Origin of the sequence: Bradyrhizobium sp. LVM 105, from assembly GCF_003957705.1 — a bacterium.
Taxonomy (GTDB): domain Bacteria; phylum Pseudomonadota; class Alphaproteobacteria; order Rhizobiales; family Xanthobacteraceae; genus Bradyrhizobium; species Bradyrhizobium frederickii.
Window position 1 is genome coordinate 65,687 of record NZ_QZMV01000020.1, and the last position, 20,346, is coordinate 86,032.

The 20,346-nt window shown below is 64.9% G+C and carries 19 protein-coding genes; 8 read left to right on the forward strand and 11 right to left on the reverse strand.

Going from position 1 to position 20,346, the window contains the following annotated elements:
• Positions 1-167: 167 nt before the first annotated feature.
• The 4 genes from parE to D6B98_RS34765 all read left to right on the forward strand — a co-directional run bounded on the left by parE (position 168) and on the right by D6B98_RS34765 (position 4,605).
• A complete protein-coding gene (parE, locus tag D6B98_RS34750; RefSeq protein WP_126261499.1) occupies positions 168-2,210 on the forward strand; it encodes a DNA topoisomerase IV subunit B in 2,043 nt (680 codons plus the stop codon).
• Positions 2,211-2,651: 441 nt separating this feature from the next.
• Positions 2,652-3,434, forward strand: coding sequence for an outer membrane protein (locus tag D6B98_RS34755; protein WP_164719065.1), 783 nt, complete (start codon positions 2,652-2,654; stop codon positions 3,432-3,434).
• A 193-nt stretch (positions 3,435-3,627) separates the two neighbouring features.
• Positions 3,628-3,813 carry a hypothetical protein gene (locus D6B98_RS34760; protein WP_126261501.1) on the forward strand — a complete coding sequence of 62 codons (186 nt, stop codon included), beginning with the start codon at positions 3,628-3,630 and terminating at the stop codon, positions 3,811-3,813.
• A 21-nt stretch (positions 3,814-3,834) separates the two neighbouring features.
• Complete coding sequence (locus D6B98_RS34765; RefSeq protein WP_126261502.1) at positions 3,835-4,605, forward strand: SDR family NAD(P)-dependent oxidoreductase; 771 nt, start codon at positions 3,835-3,837, stop codon at positions 4,603-4,605.
• 74 nt (positions 4,606-4,679) lie between these two features.
• On the opposite strand, the gene D6B98_RS34770 is transcribed toward D6B98_RS34765, so the two are convergent.
• The 5 genes from D6B98_RS34770 to D6B98_RS34790 all read right to left on the reverse strand — a co-directional run bounded on the left by D6B98_RS34770 (position 4,680) and on the right by D6B98_RS34790 (position 10,296).
• Complete coding sequence (locus D6B98_RS34770; protein WP_164719066.1) at positions 4,680-5,372, reverse strand: outer membrane protein; 693 nt, start codon at positions 5,370-5,372, stop codon at positions 4,680-4,682.
• A 286-nt stretch (positions 5,373-5,658) separates the two neighbouring features.
• Positions 5,659-6,426 (reverse strand): outer membrane protein, encoded by a 768-nt coding sequence (locus D6B98_RS34775; RefSeq protein WP_126261504.1) that lies wholly within the window; start codon positions 6,424-6,426, stop codon positions 5,659-5,661.
• Between the two features lie 178 nt (positions 6,427-6,604).
• Positions 6,605-7,852 (reverse strand): FAD-dependent oxidoreductase, encoded by a 1,248-nt coding sequence (locus D6B98_RS34780; RefSeq protein WP_126261505.1) that lies wholly within the window; start codon positions 7,850-7,852, stop codon positions 6,605-6,607.
• Positions 7,853-8,270: 418 nt separating this feature from the next.
• Complete coding sequence (locus D6B98_RS40270) at positions 8,271-8,699, reverse strand: hypothetical protein (RefSeq protein ID WP_135167241.1); 429 nt, start codon at positions 8,697-8,699, stop codon at positions 8,271-8,273.
• An 82-nt stretch (positions 8,700-8,781) separates the two neighbouring features.
• Positions 8,782-10,296: a caspase family protein gene (locus D6B98_RS34790; RefSeq protein WP_126261507.1), complete on the reverse strand. Its 1,515-nt coding sequence runs from the start codon at positions 10,294-10,296 to the stop codon at positions 8,782-8,784.
• A gap of 198 nt (positions 10,297-10,494) precedes the next feature.
• Here D6B98_RS34790 and D6B98_RS34795 point away from each other — a divergent pair, with 198 nt between their 5' ends.
• From D6B98_RS34795 to fabA, 4 genes are all read left to right on the forward strand, one after another.
• Complete coding sequence (locus D6B98_RS34795) at positions 10,495-11,454, forward strand: helix-turn-helix domain-containing protein (protein WP_126261508.1); 960 nt, start codon at positions 10,495-10,497, stop codon at positions 11,452-11,454.
• A gap of 297 nt (positions 11,455-11,751) precedes the next feature.
• Positions 11,752-13,290, forward strand: coding sequence for a DEAD/DEAH box helicase (locus D6B98_RS34800; RefSeq protein WP_126261509.1), 1,539 nt, complete (start codon positions 11,752-11,754; stop codon positions 13,288-13,290).
• Between the two features lie 166 nt (positions 13,291-13,456).
• The gene (locus D6B98_RS34805; RefSeq protein ID WP_126261510.1) at positions 13,457-14,524 is read left to right on the forward strand and encodes a GGDEF domain-containing protein; all 1,068 of its coding nucleotides are present in this window, start codon (positions 13,457-13,459) and stop codon (positions 14,522-14,524) included.
• Between the two features lie 173 nt (positions 14,525-14,697).
• Positions 14,698-15,228 carry a bifunctional 3-hydroxydecanoyl-ACP dehydratase/trans-2-decenoyl-ACP isomerase gene (gene fabA / locus D6B98_RS34810; RefSeq protein ID WP_126261511.1) on the forward strand — a complete coding sequence of 177 codons (531 nt, stop codon included), beginning with the start codon at positions 14,698-14,700 and terminating at the stop codon, positions 15,226-15,228.
• 60 nt (positions 15,229-15,288) lie between these two features.
• On the opposite strand, the gene D6B98_RS34815 is transcribed toward fabA, so the two are convergent.
• From D6B98_RS34815 to sufC, 6 genes are all read right to left on the reverse strand, one after another.
• The gene (locus tag D6B98_RS34815) at positions 15,289-15,774 is read right to left on the reverse strand and encodes a TfoX/Sxy family protein (protein WP_126261512.1); all 486 of its coding nucleotides are present in this window, start codon (positions 15,772-15,774) and stop codon (positions 15,289-15,291) included.
• A 167-nt stretch (positions 15,775-15,941) separates the two neighbouring features.
• Positions 15,942-16,340 carry a HesB/IscA family protein gene (locus D6B98_RS34820; protein ID WP_126261513.1) on the reverse strand — a complete coding sequence of 133 codons (399 nt, stop codon included), beginning with the start codon at positions 16,338-16,340 and terminating at the stop codon, positions 15,942-15,944.
• A 46-nt stretch (positions 16,341-16,386) separates the two neighbouring features.
• Entirely contained in the window at positions 16,387-16,758 is a 372-nt protein-coding gene (locus D6B98_RS34825; RefSeq protein ID WP_018641712.1) for an SUF system Fe-S cluster assembly protein, read from the reverse strand.
• Entirely contained in the window at positions 16,755-18,002 is a 1,248-nt protein-coding gene (locus D6B98_RS34830; RefSeq protein ID WP_126261514.1) for a cysteine desulfurase, read from the reverse strand. The genes D6B98_RS34825 and D6B98_RS34830 overlap by 4 nt, the downstream gene beginning before the upstream one ends.
• The gene (gene sufD, locus D6B98_RS34835; RefSeq protein ID WP_126261515.1) at positions 17,999-19,303 is read right to left on the reverse strand and encodes a Fe-S cluster assembly protein SufD; all 1,305 of its coding nucleotides are present in this window, start codon (positions 19,301-19,303) and stop codon (positions 17,999-18,001) included. Before sufD ends, D6B98_RS34830 begins: the two co-directional genes overlap by 4 nt.
• 12 nt (positions 19,304-19,315) lie before the next feature.
• The gene (gene sufC, locus D6B98_RS34840; RefSeq protein WP_126261516.1) at positions 19,316-20,068 is read right to left on the reverse strand and encodes a Fe-S cluster assembly ATPase SufC; all 753 of its coding nucleotides are present in this window, start codon (positions 20,066-20,068) and stop codon (positions 19,316-19,318) included.
• Positions 20,069-20,346: the final 278 nt, after the last annotated feature.

Genomic DNA, 20,346 nt, shown 5'->3' on the forward strand with positions numbered 1-20,346 from the left:
GAACCGTCAAATTGCCGGGAACTTGTGGGCCCTGCGGCGTAAAATCGCCGGGATTGGCTCCCAACCCACACCGCCAGCCCGCCGGCGGTAACCTTTCCAAGGCAGAAGTGGCATAGTCGGGCCAACCGATTCGCCGCCCATGCGGCCCTCAAAACGCATCAAGATATATGTCCAAGCAGTTGAAGCCTAAAGCAAAAGACGACTTTTTCGGCGGCGACGAGCCGAAACCTCGTGCCGCCAAGGCGGCGCCGCGCGGAAGCGGCGGGGAAGCCGATTACACGGCAGCCGACATCGAGGTGCTCGAAGGGCTGGAACCAGTGCGTCGCCGGCCTGGCATGTATATCGGCGGCACCGATGAGAAGGCGTTGCATCATCTGTTCGCCGAGGTCATCGACAATTCGATGGACGAGGCGCTGGCGGGACATGCGACCTTCATCGGAGTCGAGCTGAGTGCGGATGGGTTCCTGACCGTCACCGACAATGGCCGCGGCATCCCGATCGATCCGCATCCGAAGTTCCCGAAGAAGTCGGCGCTCGAAGTGATCATGTGCACGCTGCATTCGGGCGGCAAGTTCGACAGCAAGGTCTACGAGACCTCCGGCGGTCTGCACGGCGTCGGCATCTCCGTGGTGAACGCCCTCTCCTCGCGGCTCGAGGTCGAGGTCGCGCGCGGCCAGAAGCTGCACCGCATGATTTTCGAACGCGGTCATCCAAAGGGCAAGCTCGAGGATCTCGGGAAGGTCAACAACCGCCGCGGCACGCGCGTGCGCTTCAAGCCCGACACCGACATCTTCGGGCCTAAGGCGGCCTTCAAGCCGCAGCGCCTGTTCAAGATGACGCGTTCGAAGGCCTATCTGTTCGGCGGCGTCGAGATCCGCTGGAACTGCGCACCCGAGCTCCTCAAGGGCGTCGAGGACGTGCCGGCGGAAGCCACGTTCCACTTCCCCGGCGGCCTCAAGGACTATCTCGCGGCGGCGATCCACGCCGACACGCTGGTGCATCCCGACATCTTCTCCGGCAAGTCGGGCCGCAACGGCGCGCATGGCGCCTGCGAATGGGCGGTGGCCTGGACCGCGGATGCGGACGGCTTCCTCTCCTCGTACACCAACACCGTCCCCACGCCCGACGGCGGCACGCACGAATCCGGCCTGCGCAGCGCGCTGCTCCGAGGCCTGAAGGATCACGCCGAGCGCGTCGGCCAGGGCAAGCGCGCTTCGTCCATCACCTCGGAAGACGTGATGGTGGGCGCGGCCGTGATGCTGTCCGTGTTCGTGCGCGAGCCCGAATTCCAGGGCCAGACCAAGGACCGTCTCGCCACCGCCGAAGCACAGCGCATCGTCGAACAGGCCATGAAGGATCCGTTCGACCATTGGCTGTCGGGCAATCCGAACATGGCCAACCGGCTGCTCGACTTCGTGATCGACCGCGCCGAGGAGCGGCTGCGCCGCCGGCAGGAGAAGGAAACGGCGCGCAAGACCGCCGGCAAGAAGCTGCGCCTGCCCGGCAAGCTTGCCGACTGCACCGACGCCGGCACCGATGGCTCGGAGCTGTTCATCGTCGAAGGCGACTCGGCCGGCGGCAGCGCCAAGCAGGCGCGCGACCGCAAGACGCAGGCCGTGCTGCCGCTGCGCGGCAAGATCCTCAACGTCGCTTCCGCGGGCAAGGACAAGCTGACCGCGAACGCACAGCTCTCCGATCTCGTGCAGGCGATCGGCTGCGGCCAGCTCCTCCAATATCGCGAAGAGGATCTGCGCTACCAGCGCATCATCATCATGACCGACGCCGACGTCGACGGCGCACACATCGCGTCGCTGCTGATCACCTTCTTCTACCGGCAGATGCCGAAGCTGATCGACGAAGGACATCTCTTCCTCGCGGTGCCGCCGCTCTACAAGCTGACCCACGGCACGAAGTCGGTCTACGCACGCGACGACAAGCACAAGGACGAGCTGATCAAGACCGCGTTCAACGCCAACGCCAAGGTCGAGGTGAACCGCTTCAAAGGCCTCGGCGAGATGATGCCGGCGCAGCTCAAGGAGACCACCATGGATCCGGCCAAGCGGACTCTGCTCAAGGTGGTCCTGCTGCCCGACGACCGCGACACCACCGCAGATTCGGTGGAGCGCCTGATGGGCACCAAGGCCGAGGCGCGCTTCGCCTTCATCTCGGACAAGGCTGAGTTTGCCAGCGAAGAGCTGCTGGACGTCTGAGCGCCAGCACCGTCGCACGCCGCTCAAGTGCCCCGGCCAGAAGCCGGGGCTCTCTTGTTCTGGGGGCCATTCCTTGCCGGATATACCTGCCTACCGTCCGCCTCGCATCCGGCGATTCCCGGCACCGCCGCGGCGATTCGGCCACCGACTCGCGGTGCTCGGGCCGTGGCAAGACGGCCACGATTTCGGGGAAGGCCGAATTTCCTAACGAAACCCTACCCGAATTGGCAACGTGAAAATCTGAACAAGTCTTTGACTTTACGTAATTATTTCTGATGCAGGCATTCAGGCCGCAAATGCGCGCTTCCCGGCGTTTTCCGGCGACTGTGCCTGCCCGGCAACAGCATTTCGGGAGGAAACGTCTATAGTTCAGGTCATCAGATGACACGAACTTCAGTGCGCTCGCGCCTGCTACGACAGACCAAGGTTGGGGATTTTGACATGAAGAAGATTTTGCTCGCTCTGACCGCGGTTGCCGCAATGACCGGTTCGGCCTCGGCCGCCGACTTGGGTGCCCGTCCCTACGTGAAGGCCCCGATGCCGGCGCCCGTCGCCAACTGGACCGGCTTCTACGTGTTCGGCGGCGGCGGCGGTGGGCTCTCCAATGCCGACCAGCAGATTGTCGACACCGTCTCGGGTACCCCGCTGACGATCACTCAGCGTCAAGGTGGCTCAGGTTGGTTTGGTACGGTCGGCGCTGGTTACGATTGGCAGTTCAGCGGCACCTGGGTTGCCGGCGTGTTTGGCGACGCTCAGTTCGGCAGCATCCGCTCCACCATCCAGGATCCGATCTTCGACATCACTGGTAACCAGAAGCTGGAAACCTCTTGGGCCGCGGGTGTGCGCCTCGGCTGGCTGGTCGCTCCGAACGTTCTCTCCTACGTCAACGGCGGTTACTCCGGCGCCCACTTCGGCCGCACCAACTTCACGACGCTGGGCGGTACTCCGGTCGGTGTTCACCTCAATAGCTATGATCGCCATGGGTGGTTCATCGGCGGCGGCGTCGAGAACAGCCTGAACATCTTCGGCATCACCTCGCCCGGCTGGTTCATGAAGACCGAATACCGTTCGGCCTTCTACAACGCCAAGACCCAAACCGAGCTCCTCGATGCCGGTAACGTGCCGCTCGTCAACAGCGTCCGCGCCAACCATTGGAACCAGACGATCTCGACCTCGCTGGTCTACCGCTTCAACTGGACCGGTCCGGTCGTCGCGAAGTACTGATCTGATCTCACGATCAAACGTCAAAGCCCCGGCATCGCCGGGGCTTTTTCGTTTCGGGAATACGCTTCTTCCCTCCTGCGCCGGTGCTGGCATTGTATCCACACCGAACCTACGGTTACTGTGCGCCCAAGCTTTCGACGCCGGGGATCCTTCATCGTCGCGCGCGACAGAAGCGGACCGATGGGAGGAATGCATGCGCAGATTTCTGCTCGTCGCAGGCCTGTTTGCAACTGCCCTCGGCCTGCTCTGGATCGGACAGGGCACGGGCACCGTTCCGTGGCCGCGGTCGAGCTTCATGGTCAACCAGCTGCAATGGGCCGGCTATGGCGCCGCCATGGCCGGCTTCGGGCTGGTGCTGATCTGGCAGAGCAACCGATAGAAGAAACCAGGGAATAAGAGCATGACATCCAGCCGGTTCGATCTCCGCGGCAAGGTCGCGATCGTCACGGGAGGCAATGGCGGTATCGGGCTCGGCATGGCGCGCGGCCTTGCAGATGCCGGCGCCGACATCGCCGTCGTCGGGCGCAACGAGACCAAGTCCGCCGCCGCGGTGGCCGATCTCAGGCAGCGCGGCGTGAAGGCGATCGCCGTGACCACTGACGTGACCGACAAGGCGGCCGTCGCGGCCATGATCGACCGCGTCACCAAGGAGCTCGGCCGCATCGACGTTCTCATCAACAATGCGGGCATCAGCATCCGCAAGCCGCCGCACGAGCTCGAGCTCGACGAGTGGAACAAGGTGATCGACACCAACCTCACCAGCGCCTTCCTGTGCTCGAAGCTCGCCTATCCGGCCTTGAAGGCGTCCGGCAACGGCAAGGTGATCAACATCGGCTCGATGATGTCGATCTTCGGTGCGAGCTTCGCCGCCGCCTATGCGGCGAGCAAGGGCGGCATCGTGCAGTACACGCGCGCCTGCGCCAATGCCTGGGCGCCCGACAACATCCAGGTCAATGCAATCCTGCCGGGCTGGATCGATACCGACCTCACCCGCGGCGCGCGGCAGCAGGTGTCGGGATTGCACGAGCGGGTGCTGGCGCGCACGCCTGCGGGACGCTGGGGCGACATCGACGACTTTGCCGGCATCGCCGTGTTCCTGGCATCGTCCGCGTCGAACTTCGTCACGGGCACCGCGATCCCCGTCGATGGCGGCTTCTCAGTGATGGCCTGAGGCGCAGGCGACGCGACGCATGAAAAAAGCCCCGGCATCCCTGCCGGGGCTTTTGCGTCCAAAGCCTGGCGCGATCAGTACTTCGCCATCACGGGTCCGCCGAACTTGTAACTGACGCCGAGCGTCACGGTATGGTACTGGCTGGCGACGCTGTAGGGAACATTGCCGTTGGGCGTGACCAGCGGGGCGCCGCCGCGGTGATAGCGCTCGAAATCGTAATAGCGATATTCGACCTTGCCGAGCCAGTTCGGCGCGAATGCGTATTCCACGCCCGCACCCGCCGTCCAGCCGTTGGTGTTCGATGAGAAGGCATCAACTCCGACGCCAAGATTCGTGTTCACGTGGCGCTGCTCGCCATAGGCCCAGCCGCCCGTTGCGAAGAGCAGCCATTTGTCGAACGCGACGCCCGCCCGGCCGCGAATGGTGCCGACCCAGCGCAGCGTGGTTTCGTCCCTGGTCCCGCCGACGAAATTGTCGTCGCCCTTGATGTCAGCCCAGGCGAGATCGCCTTCGACGCCGAGCACGAAATTCCTGATCTGCCAGTTGTAGCCGGCGAGGCCGCCGGCGATGGCGCCGCTCGAGCTGTAGCTGTTCGCAAAACCGATGTCGTTGATGCGATCGTGGTCGCCCCAGCCATATCCGCCGAACCCGCCGATGTAGAAGCCGGTCCAGTTGTACAGGGCCACCGGCGGCGCGATCGGCGCGGCCTTGACTGCCATGTCGGCTGCCGTCGCGACGCCGGGCGCGCCGACCAAAAGAGACATCATTCCTGCGAAAGCCAAAACCCTTTTCATCGATATTGCTCCAGAAAAAGTTGCAACGAAGCGAAATGGTCTACCGCCGAATGTATACGTCGCGCCGGTTGCGCCGCGAGGCGAATTCGCCCTGCGCTCCGGTTCCCGTGCGCTATTTAGGGAGAAAGTGGCATTCGGATCACGCAAGGGTCTGTGATATTGACGTTTCTCATGCGCAAAAAAGAAGCCCCGGACCAGCCGGGGCTTTTTGAATTTTGCGGTGCTTTTTTTGATCGTTGGTCGCGTTGCGTCGACGTGCTCAGTAACGGGCGATGGTCGGGGCGTCGAACTTGTAGCTCGCGCGCACGACGGCCCATTGGATATCGCGCGGTTTGGCATCGAACGTGTAGTTTCCGGAGGTGCCGCCGAGCTGATAGGTCTGGCTGCCGAAGGCAGCGTAATTGTATTCGAGGCCGACGATCCAGTTGCGGGTGACGCCGTATTCCCAGCCGGCGCCGACCGTCCAGCCGTTGGCCCAGTGGGTCTGTCCGCCCGAGCCCGTCGCCACACCCGCGGTATCGGTAACCGAGAGACGGTTGTTCACGCCGGCATAACCGCCCTTGATGTAGAAGAGGTTGTTCTGCACCGCGAAGCCGGCGCGGCCGACGACGGTCGCGAGCACGTTGGCGCGCCAGGAGAACACGTCGTCCCCGGCCCCGAACTCGGTGTTCGTGATCGTGCCCTTGTTGTCGAGCCCGGAGATCGTGCCTTCCATGCCGAACACGTAGTTGTTGGCCTGCCAGTTGTAGCCGATCTGGGCGCCGCCCATGATGCCCGATTTGCGCTGACGGAAGCTATCACCCGGCGAAAGGTCGCCGAACGGCGCGCCGATCCCGTTGTTGACAAAATGCTCGTTGGTCCATGCGCCGCCGATGTGGCCGCCGACATAGAAGCCGGTCCAGGTGAACAGCGGCTCGACATAGGCGGGCGCCTTCGTGTAGCGCGCACCGAGATCGGCGGCGGAGGCAGCGCCGGTCGAAACCAGTGCGGTCGTGCAGGCGAAGGCGGCAATCAATTTATTACGCATGGTACACCCCGTGTCCTTTGATGGGCGCACGGTCACAGACGGGTGTTACTAAAATTCGAATCAACACAGTTAACGCGGCGCGCCGGCCGCTCAGGTCCGCAAATCCGCCCGCGCTGTTGCAGACCCGCAACGCCCGCCGTGCGATTTAACGCGATGTTATCCCTACCGATGTGCTGCGCTACGACGCCGGCGCGGCCTTCGAATGCACGTGCTCTGGCCGCACGCCGAGCGCCAGCAGGCGCGCCGGAATGCCCTGGAGCCATGGCAGCGCGGTGATGAGGCGCACGATCAGCGGCACCTTCAGCGGCCGGTCGCCGCTCCGCAGGGCGCCGCTGATGATGTTGTTCTGCACGAGCACCTGCATGCGCTGCGTCATCTTCACCGGGAACTCGCGGCGACGCCTGACGGCATCGAGCTCGTTCTCGGAGGGGCAGCCGCGCTGCAGCTTGTCCGCCAGCAGATTGGCGGTCGCGACCGCATCCTGCACGGCGAGATTGACGCCGACGCCGCCGACCGGCGACATCGCATGAGCGGCATCGCCGATGCAAAGCAGGCCCGGCCGCGTCCAGCGCGGCAGGCGGTTGATCGCGACGGTCAGCAGCTTGACGTCGTCAAAACTCTTCACCTCGGCAATGCCGGATCTGAGGACCGGGGCCATCCGCACGACGTCGTCCAGCAGCGCCTGCAGCCCCCTAGCCTTCACCGACTGGTGCTGTCCCTTGGCGATGACATAGGCGCATTGCCAATAATCGCCGCGATCGAAGGTGATCATCATCTTGCCGGGCTCGACGCGCGCGAACACGTTTTCCGTCTCCTCGGCGTTGCGACCGGCGCGAAACCACAGCACGTCCATCGGCGCGCCGATCTCCTCGACCGCGAGCCCCGAGCGCTCGCGCACCGTCGAATGCCTGCCGTCGCATGCGACGGTGAGATCGGCTTCGATGTCGATGGGGCCATCAGGCGTCTGCGCGCGCACGCCGGCGATGGTCTCGCCGCGGCGGATCAGATCGACCGCCTCGGTGCTCATCATCACCTCGAGCGAGGCAAAGCGCCGGCCGGCCTCGCGCAGGAAGTTCAGGAAGTCCCATTGCGGCATGAAGGCGATGAAGGGGTATTTGGTGCGGAGTCGCGAAAGATCGGCGATGCGCACCGGCGTGCCGCCGAACAGGCCGTCCATCTTCTGCAGGCGCTGATGCGGCAGCTTCAGGAAGCCCTCGATCAGGCCGAGTTCGTCCATCACCTGAAGCGTCGAGGGATGCACGGTGTCGCCGCGAAAATCGCGGAAGAAATCCGCGTGCTTCTCCAGCACCACGACCTCGATGCCGGCCCGCCCCAGGAGATAGCCGAGCATCATGCCGGCAGGTCCGCCGCCGACGACGCAGCAGCGGACCTTTTTCGTCCGGCTTGATGGTTGTTCGGATGTCATTGCAGCCACGATCCGCGATGCGAGTACGATCGAGATATGGCGGATAATGTAGCGCCGATTCCCGGCGAACCGCGCCTGAATTTGGAGCCGGGTTGTCGAACGCCGGCCCACAGCTTGGATCGCGCCGGCCCCTCCGACCCCCGGGAATAAGCCGCTCACCCAGTTGTTAAAACGGGGATATACGCCCCAAAAGGGTACCAGAGGGAACGTTCAACGTGGCATGGTTGCTTGCAGGCGTGGCAGCCTGGCTCGCCATCAACATCGCGCTGGTCTATCTGCGCACGCGCCGAAGCCGCGATGCGGAAGAGAGCGAGCCGCGGGTCTAGCTTTGCCGGCGCGGCCGTTCGCGTCAGCGCCGCCGGCCGCTTGCGAGGCAACATAGGCCCGTACCACGCGGGCCTATCTGCACAGCACCTGCCTATTTCTGATCTTCATTGCTGGTGCCGGTGCCCGGACTGCCGATCGGCAAGCCGTTCGGCGCATGACCGACACCTGCGTTCCGTTCAGCTTGCGCGGCCGATGGCGAGGTGCCGTTCGCAGTCGGGGACCGAACGTTCGGATTGATCTGGCCGGTATTGGTGTTGACGTTGGCCCCGGTCGTGGTGCCGTGAATCCCCATCCCCGAAGGAGCCGACGGCCCCGAATTGGCGCTGCTGGAGGATGTGCCCATTCCGGCGCCCGAGCTGGCCGCCGATCCCGCGCCGCCGGTCCCCGTTCCGGCCGCAGCACCGGCACTGGCACCGCCACCCGCTCCACCGCCGCCGCCTGCTCCGCCACCGCCCTGAGCGAGTACGGTCGTCGAAAGCGCAGCGCATGCGAAGGCTACGAGGATGGACTTGCGGATCATGGATGGTCTCCCTGGTTTGGGCAGACAATCCAGGACACCAGGAGTTGTTCCTCTTCCGATCCGTATCCGCCGACCATCGCCCTCAATTATTGCTGCGGTTCGCGCTGCGAAAGCTCTTGATCTCGGACACGCTGCCGTCGCGGTAGGTCAGCTCGACCGAGACGGACTGCGTGCTTGGCGCGAGCTTCATGTAGAGCGGCATGCCGGCGCTGATGGCGCTGGGATCGCGCATGTCGCAGGGCGGCATCTTCAGCACCTGGTTGGGCACGGCGGTGTCGATGCCGATGCGCACCTCGCGGATGGCACAGCGGTAGGACACGAGGTGCGTGTAGTAGACCAGCAGCCCGTTGAACTCGCGGAACGACAGCCAGCTCGTCGAGGTCATGTCGAGGATCTTGCGCTGGTCGCGGATCAGCGCGGCCTCGGGATCGAACCGGATCGGGAACGGCCCCTGCATGTCGCCGGACTGGTCGACATAGCGGACCTCGATAGTGCCGGCCTGCGCGTCCGACGGCAATTCGATCGACGGGTTCGGCATCCGCTTGCGCGTGCGCGGATCGAGCGTGTCGATGAAGCCGGTCTCGCGGAAATCACCCTTGCCGGCGATGCGCCAGGAAATGCCGAGCGTCGGGTCGGCGAACGAGAACGTAACGCTCCAGCCGCCATTGTGCCGCGAGAAGCTCGCGATCGGCGCGTTGGTGGTCACCTCCTTCGGCAGCTGCGGCACCGACACCGGCGGCAGTGCCGCGAGCTTCTGCGGCGGCGGATCGGCCGGGCGCGCGGCGGCGTCCTTCGCCGTGCCGCTCAGGAAAACGTCGTCGACCATCTGATCGAAATAGACCGGCACCTGCCTGTGCTTGACGGTATCGGCCATCTCGCTGACGGCGCGGCGGGTGCGCTGCGCCACCTGCACGAGGTTCTCGCCGGGCTGGAGCAGCTCCCTGGCGAAGGTGCGCGTGAACACCGAATTGGGATTGGTGTCGTCATTGGACAGACGATCGAGCGCGGTCTGGCGGGGACCAGCCGAGAACACCGAGAACACGCCTTCGGGCAGTTGCATCATCGGCGCAAGCCCGCCGGCACCGGCAACCGCGCGGGTGCCCTTGCGCTCGAACGGGTTGTTGCGGCAGGCGTCGAACACCAGGATCGAGGTGCGCGCTTTCTTGTTCTGCAGTCGCTCGACGATGCGGTCGGCCAGGATCGAGGCGTCGCGCACCAGCTCTTCCTGCCCTTCCGTCGCCGCCGGCACGTCGGTCGGCAGCAGATAGTTCTGGCCGGCGATCTCGAAACCGTGGCCGGCGTAGAAGAAGAACGCGGTATCGCCGGGCTCGATCGCCTTGTCGAAGGCGAGCAGCGTCTCGGAGAATTGCTGCCGGCTCTGGTTCTCCGCGACCATCACCGAGAAGCCGAGCTGCTTCAGCGTGTCACCCATGGTCCGGGCGTCGTTGACCGCCTTGAGCAGCTTCGGGACGTTCCTGTAGTCGTTGTTGCCGACGACCAGCGCAACGCGCTTCTCGGCATAAGCGGGAAGCGCAAAGCCGCTCAGGCCCGCCGCAAGGCCAAGGGTCGCCAGAATTTTGAAAAGCCGACGCGTCATCGCAAATTTCCCGTTGCAGAACGGCGGAGAGGCCGCTTCTTCGAACGGCGGTTCATTGGACCCCCTGCCGCTGTGTGATAGTCGGCCCAGGCGTAACGACGGTTCAAGGGACCTGGGCTCCGAATCCATGATCCGGCTATGGCAGATTCCCGCGGAATCTGCTCATTCTGGCGCATTGCGCTGCAAGCGGGGGTTGCCGTGTATTGGTGTACCGACGAGGTCGCGCCGAATGATCGCTTCGACTATTGGCGCGAGGTGCGTTCCAAGGGCTTGTTCGGCGTCACCGCCGAGCTCGCGCGCGAACGCCGCGCGGACTTCTTCGGCGAATTCTCGCTACGCCAGCTGGGCGGCGCCGGCCTCGTCGAGCTGAAGGCCTCGCCCTACGCGGTCGAACGCAGCAGCTCCGACATCGCCGACGCGCCGGGCGACGCCATCTGCGTCTACCAGCAGCTCGGCAGCGGCGGCTGGTTCGGCGGGCTCCGCGGAAGCGACTTTGCAATCGCCAACGGCAGCTTTGCGACCAGCCATACCGACCTGCCCTACCGCACCGCGCCGCTGGGCGACGGGGGCTTCCACCTCCAGATCCTGAAGATCCCCGTGAGCATCATCCCGGGGCAGGACAAGCGCATGCGCGAGCTTGCGCCCCGCACGTTCGGCGATCCCACCCTGGCGCCCCTGCTCGAAGCCTGCTTTGCCGAACTCGGCGAAGCCTCCAGGGATCAAGGCGCCGACGATGCGACCTCCCTGGTCCAGGCTTTGGCCCATCTGGCGCTGATCGAGCGCGGCATCGTCAGGCCCGGCAGCCGGCGCGGACAGGCCGCGCTGCGGACCGCCCGCCTCGCCCAGGCTCGCCGCCTGATCGCGCGCCATCTGCAGAACCCGCATCTGGCGCCGACGGTGGTCGCCGACGAGCTCGGAATATCCGTGCGCCACCTGCACATGCTGTTCGAGACCGCGGAAAAGACTTTCTCGCAGACCGTGACGGATGAACGCCTGAAACAGAGCCGCCGCCTGATGCGCGAGGCGCCCGAGCGGCTGATCGCCGATATCGCGGCCTCCTGCGGCTTCGAGAGCCTGGCGACCTATTACCGGGTCTTCAACGCCGCCTATGGCATGGCCCCCGGCGACTTCCGGGCCCAGGGCTCGGATCGGCGTTAGCCGCCGAGCCTGGAACCTCGCTCGATTCATGCGCGGCCGGAAAACCCTAGCAGCGCCCGAGATTTGGGCAAAAACCTCAGGTTTTTTAGGATCTTCCCGCGCCTGCTCCATTGACTTTGGCCGATTCCCGCCTATGTTCCGGGGCGACGCGGCTCAGATCGAAGAGCGATTCCTGAGCCTTGCGCTTTGTTCGCGTGAGTCAGCACCCCCAGCTTCTTTGAGAGCGCGCCGTTTCGGGGTGGAACGCGACAGCCTTATTACCCTCGATTCCGAACGGCGGTTTCGACCAGAGGCTCAATGTCCTTCTCAAATCTCGGACTATCCGAAAAAGTCCTCGCCGCAGTGGCGGCCACCGGTTACACCACCCCGACCCCCATCCAGGAACAGGCGATCCCCCACGTCCTCGCACGCAAGGACGTGCTCGGCATCGCCCAGACCGGCACCGGCAAGACCGCGGCCTTCGTGCTGCCGATGCTCACCATCCTGGAAAAAGGGCGCGCCCGGGCACGTATGCCCCGCACGCTGATCCTCGAGCCGACCCGCGAGCTCGCGGCCCAGGTCAAGGAGAACTTCGACCGCTACGGCGCCGGGCAGAAACTGAACGTCGCCCTGCTGATCGGCGGCGTCTCCTTCGGCGACCAGGATGCCAAGCTGACGCGCGGCGTCGACGTGCTGATCGCAACCCCCGGCCGCCTGCTCGACCACACCGAGCGCGGCGGCCTCCTGCTCACCGGCGTCGAGCTGCTCGTCATCGACGAAGCCGACCGCATGCTGGACATGGGGTTCATCCCGGACATCGAGCGCGTCTGCAAGCTCGTCCCGTTCACACGGCAGACCCTTTTCTTTACCGCGACCATGCCGCCGGAGATCCGGCGCATCACTGAGACCTTCCTGCACAATCCGCAGAAGGTCGAGGTCTCCAAGCCCGCCACCACCGCTGTCACCGTCACGCAGGTCCAGGTGCCTGCCGGCCGCGAGGCGCACGAGAAGCGCGAGCTGCTGCGCCGCCTGCTGCGCGAGGCCAAGGATCTCAAGAACGCGATCATCTTCTGCAATCGCAAGCGCGAGGTCGCGGTCGTTCACAAATCGCTGCAGAAGCACGGCTTCAGCGTCGGCGCGTTGCACGGCGATATGGATCAGTCGGCCCGCACGGCCGCACTCGAGCAATTCCGCAAGGGCGAGCTGCCGCTGCTCGTCGCCTCCGACGTCGCGGCCCGCGGCCTCGACATTCCCGAGGTCAGCCACGTCTTCAATTTCGACGTCCCGCATCATGCCGACGATTACGTCCACCGCATCGGCCGCACCGGCCGCGCCGGCCGCACCGGCACCGCGATCTCGATCGTGACGCCGCTCGACCAGAAGTCGATGGTGGCCATCGAAAAACTGATTGGTCAGAGCATTCCGCGCGCCGAAGGCGACTACGAAATCCAGGCTGAATCCTCCGACGGGACCGAGCGTCCGCGCGAGGCGCGTGGCCGCGAACGTTCACGCGGCGGACGCGGCAAGCCGCAGCGCGGCCGCGACCGTGAGCGCAGCCACGAGCCGCGTGAGGCGCGGGGCGAGGCAAGGCACACTTCGGAGACAAGGCACTCTTCAGAGGCCAGGCACGCTTCGGACGCAAGGCAGCCCTCTGAAGCGCGGCATCGGTCCGACGACAAGCGCAAGGCGGAGCCGCGTAACGACGCGCGCCAGCCTGTGCAGGCCAATAATTCGCATGTGCCGTCGATCGGCCGCCCCGAGCCGCGCCGCCATCGCGAGGCCGACGCCGAGCCGGGCGATCACTCACATCTTCCGGCATTCCTGCTGCGGCCGGTCCGCTCTCCCGCCGGCGCCTGAAGCGCGGGGCGCGCTCCAGGTTTTGGTTGAGGAAACAGGAAACACACGTTTTTAGACGTTTCGTGAACGTATATTTACGGGGCGTTCACGATCGTCCGTTAGCCTACGAACATAATTTAAGCATTGCTGCGGTCGCCGGCGCTCCGACCGCTGTGGGGTATGTTCCGTGGTCAAGGTGCTCGACGAACACGAACGCACGATGGCGTTCGCCGAAGTGGCGCTCGGTCAGATCCGATCGCTTCGGCAGACGGCGATTCCCCGCAATTACGAGATCTGGTACGTCTACGCCACCGGCTACAACGCGCCGCTCAACAAGATCGTCAACGAAACGCTGGCGCGCAGCGGCAAGCTGACCGAGGCCGACCTCGAGCAGATCTACGAGACCTATCTCTCCCACATCAAGACCACCGACCGCATCGACAAGGTCGGCGCGCGCGTCATCGGCGAGATCGACGACGTGATGAGGGTCTTGAGCGACGCACTCGGCATGACCGGCTCCTACGATGCCACGCTGTCTGGCGCGGCCGCGAAGCTGTCGGCGGCCAAGAGCCGCGACCAGATCAAGACGATCGTCGAAACGCTGCTGCGCTCGACCAGCGAGATGCGCGAGACCAACAAGGCGCTGGAAGACCGCCTGACGCTGTCGAAGAACGAGATCAGCAATCTCCAGCAGAGCCTGGAGGCGATCCGCGCCGAGAGCCTGACCGATCCACTCACCGGCCTTGGAAACCGCAAGTATTTCGACCGCATGATCGACATGGCCGTGCAGAGCGCGCTCGCCTCGGGCGAGCCGCTGTCGCTGCTGCTGTTCGACATCGATCACTTCAAGTCGTTCAATGATTCCTACGGACATCTCACCGGCGACCAGGTGCTGCGGCTCGTCGGCCTGTCGCTGAAGCAGACCATCAAGGGCCAGGACATCACCGCGCGCTATGGCGGCGAGGAATTCGCGGTCGTGCTGCCCAACACGGCGCTGCGGCAAGCCCTCACGGTGGCCGACCACATCCGCCGCGCGGTGATGGCGAAGGAATTGAAGAAGAAGTCCACCGGCGAGATCCTCGGCCGTGTCACCATCTCCGTCGGAGTCTCCATGCTCAAGCCGGGCGACGACACCGACGCCCTGATCGAGCGCGCCGATGCCTGCCTCTACGCCGCCAAGCGCAACGGCCGCAACCGCGTGATCTGCGAAGCCGATCCGGAGTACGCGATCGAGTCGCACAGCCGCGTGGCGTAGGTTTCCATCAACTGCCGTAGGATGGGCAAAGCGGAGCGTGCCCACGGACTTTCGGTGGGCACGGCGCTATGCGCCTTTGCCCACCCTACGGCACTGCCGCTTGACATTATTCCGCGGTGAACAACATCTGCCAATTGGCCGCCTGAGCCCGAGCCCGCAAAGGTTTTGTCGTCTTGCCCACCCCCCACGATTTCCATACACCGCAACCGTCCTACACCAGAGCCGAGCTGCTGAGATCGAGCGAAGGCGGCTATTTCGGCCCGGGCAACGCGCAATTGCCGGCACCGCCGATGCTGATGATGGATCGCATCACGGAAATCAGCCTGGACGGTGGCGCATTCGGCAAGGGCCATATCGTCGGCGAGCTGGACATCACACCAAGCCACTGGTTCTTCGATTGCCACTATCGCGGCGACGCGATGATGCCGCCGACGCTCGGCCTCGACGCCATGTGGCAGATGATCGGCTATTGGCTCGGCTGGTCGGGCTCACCGGGCAAAGGCCGCGCCATCGGCGTCGGCGAAGTGGAGTGCACCGGCACCGTCACGCCGGACACGAAGAGCGTTCGCTACGAGGTCGCGATGCGCATGGTCCGGCGCGGCAAGCTGGTGCTCGGAATCGCCGACGGACGCGTCCTGGCCGACGGCGTAAGCGTGTTCACGGCAAAGGACATGCGGGTCGGCCTGACCAAGGCCGCGGATTAGTTCTCAGATCTCGTGGGGTGGGCAAAGGCGCAACGCGCCGTGCCCACCATCTCGTCGTGACTATTTCGAACGGTGGGCACGCTTCCGCCTTCGCTCTGCGAGAACCGGCGGACGAGGCGCTTTGCCCGCCCTACGCACCGTTGTCTTGGCTGCCGTCCTGGCCGTCTTCTTGGCCACCGACTTCTTCGGCGCGACCTTGCTCGCCGCTCTCTTCTTCGGCCGGGTCTTCACCTTGGCGCGCTGGGCGGCGGCGAGTGCCGCCCTCGCCCATTGCGCGAACTCCTCGGAATCGTCGAACAGACGTGCCGGCAGCTCCCAATAGGAGTTGACCACCACGGTCTTGGCGCGGGTCGAGTACTGGAACGGTTTTGAGCCGTCGGCCTCGAAATCAGGAATGGTCGTCTCGTCGGCGCGGAAGAACAGGCCGGCGCGCAAGGACAAGGCGAAATTGACGCCGTCGGCGGAGATACCGTAGCCGGAGAACATCCTGCGGATGGTGACGGGGCCGAAACCGGCGAACAGGTCGATCAGGAATTCGCGGTCCATGCGCATGCTCCAACGTGCCCCGGACGCAGCGCAGCGTCTAACGCTGCGCTGCTGAGCCGGGGCCCAGTCCTCGACGCCGGAAATATAGCGTGGGTCCTGGCTCTGCGCAGCAGCGCAAGCGCGCTGCAGCGCGTCCGGGACACGAGAAAGGCGTGTGGGAGACGAAACTACCCGTCGATCTTGGCCGGCCGCAGCTCGACCGACTCGCCGCAGCCACAGGCGGAGATCTGGTTGGGGTTGTTGAAGACGAACTGGGCCTGCATCTTGTCGGCCCTGTAGTCCATCTCGGTGCCGAGCAGGAACAGCACGGCCTTGGGATCGACCAGGATCTTGACGCCCTTGTCCTCGACGACCTCGTCGGTCGGCCGGATCTCGTGGGCATATTCGACCGTGTAGGACTGGCCGGCGCAGCCGCCGTTCTTCACGCCGACGCGCAAGCCGACGATCTCGGAATCCGCACGCTGGGTCAGCTCGGTGATGCGCTGGGCGGCCGCATCCGTCAGCCGCATCACCTGCGGGCGCGGTCGCCGCGGCTTCGGAGTGGACACTGGGGTCACCTGGGTCATCTTGTCTATCTGGTCCGTTGCGGAACGAATTCAATGCCGGGTTATGTCACCACATGTTGAGGACGAGGCGGGCCTCGTCGCTCATGCGCTCGGGCGACCACGGCGGCTCCCAAACCACCTTGACGTCGACCACGCCGACGCCGGGAACGCTGGCGACCGCGTTCTCGACCATGGTCGGCAACTCGCCGGCGGCCGGACAGTTCGGCGTCGTCAGCGTCATCTGCACGTCGACCGAGCGGTCGTCCTTGATCTCGACCTTGTAGATCAGGCCGAGCTCGTAGATGTCGGCCGGAATTTCCGGGTCGAACACGGTCTTGAGCCCGGCGATGATCTCGCGGGTCAGCCGCTCGGTCTCCTCCGGCGGCAGCGCCGAATGGGTCTCCATCGGATTGGCTTTGATTTCGGCCGTGTCACTCATGCGAACAAATCCCGCGCCTTCAGCAGCGCCTGTGCCAGATGATCGACTTCTTCCCGCGTATTATACATGCCGAACGAGGCCCGGCAGGTGGCCGTCACGTTGAACCGCTCTAAAAGCGGCATCACGCAATGGGTGCCGGCGCGCACCGCGATGCCCTGGCGGTCGATCACGGTCGCGACATCGTGGGCGTGCGCGCCCTTGAGCTCGAAGGAGATCACCGGGCCCTTGCCCCGCGCCGTGCCGATCAGCCGCAGCGAGTTGATCCCGCGCAGGCGATCCTGGGCGTAGGTGGTGAGATCGGCCTCGTGCGCGGCGATGCGTTCCTTGCCGATCGAGTTGACGTAGTCGATGGCGGCACCAAGGCCGACGGCCTCGACGATCGCCGGCGTGCCGGCCTCGAACTTGTGCGGGGGATCGCCATAGGTGACGACATCGCGCGAAACCTCACGGATCATCTCGCCGCCGCCGTTGAAGGGGCGCATCGCGACGAGGTGGTCATACTTGGCCCAGAGCACGCCGATGCCGGTCGGCCCGTACACCTTGTGGCCGGTGAAGACGTAGAAGTCGCAGCCGATGTCCTGGACGTCGACCGGAAGATGCACCGCGCCCTGGCTGCCGTCGACCAGCACGGGAATGCCGCGCGCGTGCGCGATTCGGACGACCTCCTTGACCGGCACGATGGTGCCGAGCGCGTTCGACATCTGGGTGATCGCGACCAGCTTGGTCTTCGGCGTCAGCAGCTTCTCGAACTCGTCGATGAGAAAATTGCCCTCGTCGTCGACCGGCGCCCATTTGATCACGGCACCCTGGCGCTCCCTGAGAAAATGCCAGGGCACGATGTTGGAATGGTGCTCCATGATCGAGATGACGATCTCATCGCCCTCTTTGATATTCGGGCCACCCCAGGACGACGCGACCAGGTTGATCGCCTCGGTCGCGTTGCGGGTGAAGATCACTTCTTCGGTGCGCGGCGCGTTGATGAACTGCGCGACCTTGGTACGGCCGCCCTCATAGGCTTCGGTCGCGGCATTGGCGAGGTAGTGCAGGCCGCGATGCACGTTGGCGTATTCGCTCGTATAGGCCTGCGTCATGCGATCGAGCACCGACTGCGGCTTCTGCGCCGAGGCGGCGTTGTCGAGATAGACCAGCTGCTTGCCGTAGACCTGCAAAGCGAGCGCCGGGAAATCCTGGCGCACGCGCGCGACGTCATAGGCGCCGTTCTTGACTGCCGGATGCGTGCTCATGACCGCCGCTCCAGCCAGCGCTCGGCCATGCCGATCACATGCTCGCGCAAACCATCGTCGGCGATCTGCTCGATCGCCTCGCCCACGAACGCCTGGATCAGCAGCGCCTGGGCCTGCTTCTCCGGCAGGCCGCGCGCCTTCAAATAGAACAGCAGGCTGTCGTCGAGCGCGCCTGCGGTGGCGCCATGGCCGCAGGAGACGTCGTCGGCGAAGATCTCGAGCTCGGGCTTGTTGTCCGCCTCGGCCTCGTCCGAGAGCAGCAGCGCACGGGTCATCATCTTGCCGTCGGTCTTCTGCGCGTCGGGACGGACGATGATGCGGCCCTGGAACACCGAGTGGCCGCGGTCGTCGACCACGGCGCGGAAGATCTCGCGGCTGACGCAGTTCGGCACGGCGTGGTCGACCACCAGCGTGGTGTCGCCATGTTCGGTCTTCTGCAACAGGTTGACGCCGTTGGCCGAGAGCTCGCTGCCCTCGCCCGCCAGTGTGATGAAGCCCTGCAGACGGCTCACCGCAGCGCCGGTGGTCATGTTGAAGAAATTGTACTTCACGTTGGCGCCGATAGTGACGAAATGCGAGGTGACGTTCACCGCGTCAGGCGCATCGTCCATCAGACGGATGTGGGCGACGTCGGCATCATCCCCGACCGAGACGAGGACGGCGTCGTTGACCTGGTAGGCCTTGGCCTCCGCCGCAACGAAAGTCTCGACGATGGTGGCGCGAGCGCCCTTCCCGACCGCGACCTGCGAACGGGTGAACGCCGACACTGACCCGGCGGTCGCGATGTGAATGATCTGGATCGGCGCGGACAGCTTGGCGCCATCGGCGATCGACAAGACGACACCGTCGGTCGCCATCGCCGCGTTGAGCGCAATCACGGCATCAAGGGACGCGGTTTGCAGCAGACCAGCGTCCTTGTCCAGCGCCTCACGCAGGGTCTTGAAGCCTGCCTCGGCGACAAGCGCCTTCACGTCGGACAGATCGGCCGCGAACACGCCATCGACCAGCACCAGCTTGCGGGCGCCATCGATCGCATGCACCTTCACCGCGTCCGCGGCGCGCTGCAACGCGGCCACATCGGGGCTGGCCGCAAGCGGCAGCACTTCGCCGACGAGCGCACGCAGGTCGGTGTACTTCCATTCCTCGATCCGGCGGTGCGGCAGGCCGAGACGCTCGTAAGTCTCGAACGCCTCGCGGCGCACGGCGGTGACCGCGGGCGAACCCGGCAGCCGGCCCTCGGCGCTGGTGAAGAGATCGCTCACCGCGCGGCCCTTTCCGGTCTTTGCCACAGCAACGTTCATTGCAAACAATCCTTACGCGGCGTCCTCGAACTGGGCGTAGCCGGACGCTTCCAGCTCCAGCGCCAGCTCCTTGCCGCCGCTCTTCACGACACGGCCCTTCGACATCACGTGCACGACATCAGGCACGATGTAGTTGAGCAGCCGCTGATAGTGGGTGATCACGACCATCGCGCGCTTCGGCGAGCGCAGCGCATTGACGCCGTCGGCCGCAATGCGCAGCGCGTCGATGTCGAGGCCCGAATCCATCTCGTCGAGAATGCACAGGCTCGGCTCGAACAGCGCCATCTGCAGCACCTCGTTGCGCTTCTTCTCGCCGCCGGAGAAGCCGACATTGACGCCGCGCTTGAGCATGTCCTGCGGGATGTTCAGCGACTTCGAGACCTCGCGGACCTTCTTGAGGAAGTCCGGCGTCGAGTATTCATCCTCGCCGCGCGCCTTGCGCTGGGCGTTCAGCGCCGTGCGCAGAAAGTTCATGGTGGCAACGCCGGGAATTTCGACCGGGTACTGGAACGCCAGGAACACGCCCTTGGCGGCGCGCTCGTTCGGCTCCATCTCCAGGAGGTCCTCGCCCCTAAACAGGATCTGGCCGTCGGTGACCTCGTAGCCGGGCTTGCCGGCGATGACGTGCGAGAGCGTCGACTTGCCGGAGCCGTTCGGCCCCATGATCGCATGCACCTCGCCTTCGTTCACGGTCAGCGTCAGCCCGTGAAGGATCTCACGCTCCTCGACACGAACCTTGAGGTCTTTCACTTCAAGCAAAGCCATAATTTTCTTTCCATCTATCTCCTCATCCTGAGGAGCGCCGAAAGGCGCGTCTCGAAGGATTGAGGCCACCAATCTTTCCGGTATCCATCCTTCGAGACGGCCGCTTGCGCGGCCTCCTCAGGACGAGGTCCGAGCTAGCCGACCGACCCTTCAAGCGAGATCGAGATCAGCTTCTGGGCTTCCACCGCGAACTCCATCGGAAGCTGCTGCAGCACGTCCTTGACGAAGCCGTTGACGACGAGGCCGACCGCCTCTTCCTGGCTGAGGCCGCGCTGGAC

Coding starts and splice junctions, on each gene's coding strand:
- parE (WP_126261499.1), top strand. CDS start 168: ATGTCCAAGCAGTTGAAGCCTAAAGCAAAAGACGACTTTTTCGGCGGC.
- D6B98_RS34755 (WP_164719065.1), top strand. CDS start 2,652: ATGAAGAAGATTTTGCTCGCTCTGACCGCGGTTGCCGCAATGACCGGT.
- D6B98_RS34760 (WP_126261501.1), top strand. CDS start 3,628: ATGCGCAGATTTCTGCTCGTCGCAGGCCTGTTTGCAACTGCCCTCGGC.
- D6B98_RS34765 (WP_126261502.1), top strand. CDS start 3,835: ATGACATCCAGCCGGTTCGATCTCCGCGGCAAGGTCGCGATCGTCACG.
- D6B98_RS34770 (WP_164719066.1), bottom strand. CDS start 5,372: ATGATGTCTCTTTTGGTCGGCGCGCCCGGCGTCGCGACGGCAGCCGAC.
- D6B98_RS34775 (WP_126261504.1), bottom strand. CDS start 6,426: ATGCGTAATAAATTGATTGCCGCCTTCGCCTGCACGACCGCACTGGTT.
- D6B98_RS34780 (WP_126261505.1), bottom strand. CDS start 7,852: ATGACATCCGAACAACCATCAAGCCGGACGAAAAAGGTCCGCTGCTGC.
- D6B98_RS40270 (WP_135167241.1), bottom strand. CDS start 8,699: ATGATCCGCAAGTCCATCCTCGTAGCCTTCGCATGCGCTGCGCTTTCG.
- D6B98_RS34790 (WP_126261507.1), bottom strand. CDS start 10,296: ATGACGCGTCGGCTTTTCAAAATTCTGGCGACCCTTGGCCTTGCGGCG.
- D6B98_RS34800 (WP_126261509.1), top strand. CDS start 11,752: ATGTCCTTCTCAAATCTCGGACTATCCGAAAAAGTCCTCGCCGCAGTG.
- D6B98_RS34815 (WP_126261512.1), bottom strand. CDS start 15,774: ATGGACCGCGAATTCCTGATCGACCTGTTCGCCGGTTTCGGCCCCGTC.
- D6B98_RS34820 (WP_126261513.1), bottom strand. CDS start 16,340: ATGACCCAGGTGACCCCAGTGTCCACTCCGAAGCCGCGGCGACCGCGC.
- D6B98_RS34825 (WP_018641712.1), bottom strand. CDS start 16,758: ATGAGTGACACGGCCGAAATCAAAGCCAATCCGATGGAGACCCATTCG.
- D6B98_RS34830 (WP_126261514.1), bottom strand. CDS start 18,002: ATGAGCACGCATCCGGCAGTCAAGAACGGCGCCTATGACGTCGCGCGC.
- sufD (WP_126261515.1), bottom strand. CDS start 19,303: ATGAACGTTGCTGTGGCAAAGACCGGAAAGGGCCGCGCGGTGAGCGAT.
- sufC (WP_126261516.1), bottom strand. CDS start 20,068: ATGGCTTTGCTTGAAGTGAAAGACCTCAAGGTTCGTGTCGAGGAGCGT.